At 28.4% G+C, this 3,660-nt stretch carries 7 protein-coding genes; 5 read left to right on the plus strand and 2 right to left on the minus strand.

Annotated elements, in window-relative coordinates; all coding sequences use genetic code 11:
• Window positions 1-18 precede the first annotated feature (18 nt).
• Window positions 19-534, minus strand: a complete 516-nt coding sequence (locus JCM10512_RS20775) for a hypothetical protein (RefSeq protein ID WP_044165823.1) — start codon at window positions 532-534, stop codon at window positions 19-21.
• Window positions 535-645: 111 nt separating this feature from the next.
• Here JCM10512_RS20775 and JCM10512_RS20780 point away from each other — a divergent pair, with 111 nt between their 5' ends.
• The 3 genes from JCM10512_RS20780 to JCM10512_RS20790 are packed head-to-tail and all read left to right on the plus strand — an operon-like array spanning window position 646 to window position 1,858.
• Window positions 646-873: a helix-turn-helix domain-containing protein gene (locus JCM10512_RS20780; RefSeq protein WP_044165833.1), complete on the plus strand. Its 228-nt coding sequence runs from the start codon at window positions 646-648 to the stop codon at window positions 871-873.
• Between the two features lie 26 nt (window positions 874-899).
• Window positions 900-1,577, plus strand: a complete 678-nt coding sequence (locus JCM10512_RS20785; RefSeq protein ID WP_148298515.1) for a DUF4145 domain-containing protein — start codon at window positions 900-902, stop codon at window positions 1,575-1,577.
• A 20-nt stretch (window positions 1,578-1,597) separates the two neighbouring features.
• Window positions 1,598-1,858 carry a hypothetical protein gene (locus JCM10512_RS20790; RefSeq protein ID WP_044165825.1) on the plus strand — a complete coding sequence of 87 codons (261 nt, stop codon included), beginning with the start codon at window positions 1,598-1,600 and terminating at the stop codon, window positions 1,856-1,858.
• On the opposite strand, the gene JCM10512_RS20795 is transcribed toward JCM10512_RS20790, so the two are convergent.
• A complete protein-coding gene (locus JCM10512_RS20795; RefSeq protein ID WP_148298516.1) occupies window positions 1,851-2,153 on the minus strand; it encodes a hypothetical protein in 303 nt (100 codons plus the stop codon). The two genes, JCM10512_RS20790 and JCM10512_RS20795, sit on opposite strands and share 8 nt — an antisense overlap.
• A 143-nt stretch (window positions 2,154-2,296) precedes the next feature.
• Between JCM10512_RS20795 and JCM10512_RS20800 the strand changes: the two genes are divergently transcribed.
• Together JCM10512_RS20800 and JCM10512_RS20805 are read left to right on the plus strand one after the other, a co-directional pair.
• The gene (locus JCM10512_RS20800) at window positions 2,297-3,223 is read left to right on the plus strand and encodes an IS1595 family transposase (protein ID WP_044165828.1); all 927 of its coding nucleotides are present in this window, start codon (window positions 2,297-2,299) and stop codon (window positions 3,221-3,223) included.
• Entirely contained in the window at window positions 3,220-3,639 is a 420-nt protein-coding gene (locus JCM10512_RS20805) for a hypothetical protein (RefSeq protein ID WP_044165831.1), read from the plus strand. The genes JCM10512_RS20800 and JCM10512_RS20805 overlap by 4 nt, the downstream gene beginning before the upstream one ends.
• Window positions 3,640-3,660 lie beyond the last annotated feature (21 nt).

The following is a 3,660-nucleotide window of genomic DNA, read 5'->3' on the forward strand; positions in this document are numbered from 1 at the left end:
ATTTCTATGGATTATTAATTATAATGTATGGTCTATAGTACCATTTGATTTTTTAAACCTGGTTGATACTTTTCCTTTAACATTATGATCTCCTCCTTTTCCACTAACTGTTCCATTAAACTCAATTGTCATTTCTTCTTTTTCTAAATCAAAATATACTAAATAAAATATTGATGCAGATTTGAAATTAAAATTTCCATCAGTAGTTTGGAGTATAAAGTAAGCATTTTCATTCTTTAAATCATAGTTTTTTCCAAGTTCAACAACTTCAAGAGAATTTAAAGTTATTGTGAAAGCAATTTCTTCACTTCCTATTGTTATCTCAAAATCCCCTATACCTCTTGAACTTTCATAAAAAGTTCTAATTAAATTTATCTTTTTACTAACTCCATCAACATATAATTCAGCACTTGGACTAAAGTTGTTGTTACCACCACCTGAATTTTCGTCATCATCATCTGAGCAGGAACTAAATCCTACACACAAAGTCATTAAGACCATTACTAACACACCAAAGTTTAGATACTTTCTCATAAAACAAATTAATTTTTAAATTATTAAACATTTTGCAGTTATCATAAATGATAACCAATGTGCAAAGATAAACAATTTCCTTTGTTATCAAATATGATAACATTAAATTTCATGAAAAAAGAACTTATATTAATTAGAATTGGTTTGAAAATCAAGGAATTAAGGGAAGAAAAAAATATCAGTCAACAGGATTTGGCTGCTGCTTGTAATTTTGAGAAAAGCAATATGTCCAGGATTGAAGCAGGTAGAACCAATCTAACCATTGGTACTTTATTAAAGATTGCTGAGAGATTGAAAGTTAGGTTGGTTAATTTGGTGGATGTGGAAGAAAATAATTAAATTTGCAATCCAATAAAGAAGTATATATGAATATAGTAGATGTCCCTTATTATGAAAATGGTAAGTTTGTTAAAGCAGAAATAGAAAATGCTTCTATGGAATGTCCTTTTTGTGGCATAACAATGATTCCTGAATATCATTTTTGTATATATCATGGAAATGAATGCAGCCTTGATGTTTTTTCTCAATGTACAAATGCTTCATGTGAGAATACATTCATTGCTGAATTTTTGGAAGATGTGGATGCAGCTACTTTTCATTCAATTAAACCTCTTGCGATGCCTTCTGAAAAGACATTTAGTGATATTTTAAATGAACTATCTCCTAATTTTATTGAAATATATAACCAATCTCATTTTGCAGAACAACTTGGTTTAAATCAAATTTGTGGTACAGGATATCGCAAAGCTCTTGAATTCTTAATTAAAGATTACTTGATGTCAATTAATTCTGAGGACAAACATCAAGATATTAAAACTAAGTTTCTTAATAATTGCATTAGAGATGATATTGATAATGCAAATATAAAAAAGGTTGCAGTTAGGGCTGTTTGGTTAGGAAATGATGAAACTCATTATATTCGCAAATGGGAAAATAAGGATATTTCTGATTTGAAAACTCTAATAGGGTTAACAATTCACTATATTGAATCAGAAATTCAAGCAAAAATATTATTAGAAGAAATGTCTGAATTTAAATCTTAAAATCAAAAATCTTAAATAATATGGAATGGTTTAATGCATACATTGACATATATGGAGAACCTGTTTCTTCATCTTTTGGAGATATTGATAGTAAATACCAATCAATTGTTTTCCAAAAAACAGTTGACCCTCATAATGTTAAAAACAGAGAATTGATAATTCAATATACTGTAGTATTACATGATATTGATTCAGGTAAAGTTGAAGAAGAGAAATCATTTGACTTTGAAGAGGAAGCTATTCAATACGCAATTGAAATGAGTAAAATAAAAATCAGATAAGAACAAGAACATTATTCTTTCTTAATACATCTTTTCCATAATCACAAAAAGCTTTAATAAGGAGTTTGTAAGTATCTGAATCTTTTGAATATTCATTATCTGTTTGTTCAAAGAAATATTTCTCAACAGCTTGCAATGGACCTAAATAACCATCTTGATGATATAATTCAACTATTTGAGAACGCTTTAATAGACTTAACTCAGGATGATCTGATAAATATTCATCAACACCATAGTAATATTTGTTCATTCCTTCTTTGCACATTATAATTAGCTCATCTTTAGTAAATTTCATAACCATTCATTTTCCAATAAATAGTGTACTCATCTGAGAATAGTGTTAAAAAATACTAGAAATAAGAACTATATTACACCAAGCCATTGCATGAGTGTAATTTTATACTTATCTTTGTTGTGTAATTAATAACAAACAACATTATGTTAGGACAATCATTTAACTCTTTAATAGAGCTGGTTAAGGTTTTTAAAGATGAACAAACTTGTATTGAATATCTTGAAGAATTGATTTGGTCTGATGGTGTTGTTTCTCCTTTTGATCCCTCTTCCAAAGTTTATAAATGTGCAGGAAACAAATATAAATGTAAGAATACAGGTCTTTATTTTAATGTAAAAACCAATACAATGTTTGATTCAACAAAGATTGAATTACAAAAATGGTTCATGGCTATTTGGCTAATTACCTCACATAAGAAAGGTATATCTTCTCATCAGTTAGCTAAAGATATTGGTGTAACACAGAAAACTGCTTGGTTCATGCTTCAAAGAATGAGAAATTGTTTTGAAATTGAAAACAATCATGAGTTAGATAATGAAGTTGAAGTAGATGAAACTTTTGTAGGAGGAAAGAATAAAAATAGACATGCTAACAAAAAAGTAGCAAACTCACAAGGTAGATCTTGTAAAGATAAGACTCCTGTAGTAGGAATGGTTGAAAGAGATGGTAAATTAGTTGCTAAAAAAGTTAAGACCACAGCAGCAAAATATTTAACTCCTGAAATTATTAAGACCATTAAAGAAGCAGCTACCCTATATACTGATGAATGGGGTAGTTATAGTGGATTGGATAGATTATATAATCATTTGTTTGTTAAGCATAATTCAGGAGAATATGTTAATGGTGATATTTACACTAATACTATTGAAGGTTTTTGGAGTTTATTAAAGAGAGGAATTGTAGGAATCTATCATTTTGTATCAAGGAAGCATTTACAGTATTATGTGGATGAGTTTGTATTTCGCTATAATACTCGTAAATTTGACACAGAAAAAGCAAGGTTTGATTATTTCCTCACAGCTATTTCAACTAAATATTTACCTTATAAAACATTGATTGCAGCAGCATGAAAGATAATATAGAAAAGAAAAGTATTACTTCAAAATCATATTCAACCATCAATATAGATGAATGGGAAATTGGTTTTTATTATCCCACAATGGAAGATGATGATTCTATCTACATTGATATTGAATCAGTAAAAGGTATTGTTGAGAGGTCAATTGAAAGTGTTGAAACTGTTAATGTAGATTTCATAGTAGGTAATACTACCTATAAGAAAGAAGCATATTTAGCAGCAGACTTCATTGAACATTTGAAACCAAAACCATTGAAATATATTGCAAGATATGGTTTAAAGGCAATTCCTCTTAACCCTTGTTTTGATGAATATGTTGATACACCTCCAAATAAAGAAAGAGATGCATTATCTGATTTTGATAAAAATATTCTCAAAGCAATGCAATTTAATCCTAAGAAAAAATAATCATGAAAAGTTTTTTAGTAA

This window comes from Bacteroides reticulotermitis JCM 10512, from assembly GCF_000517545.1.
GTDB classification, from domain to species: Bacteria; Bacteroidota; Bacteroidia; order Bacteroidales; family Bacteroidaceae; genus Bacteroides; species Bacteroides reticulotermitis.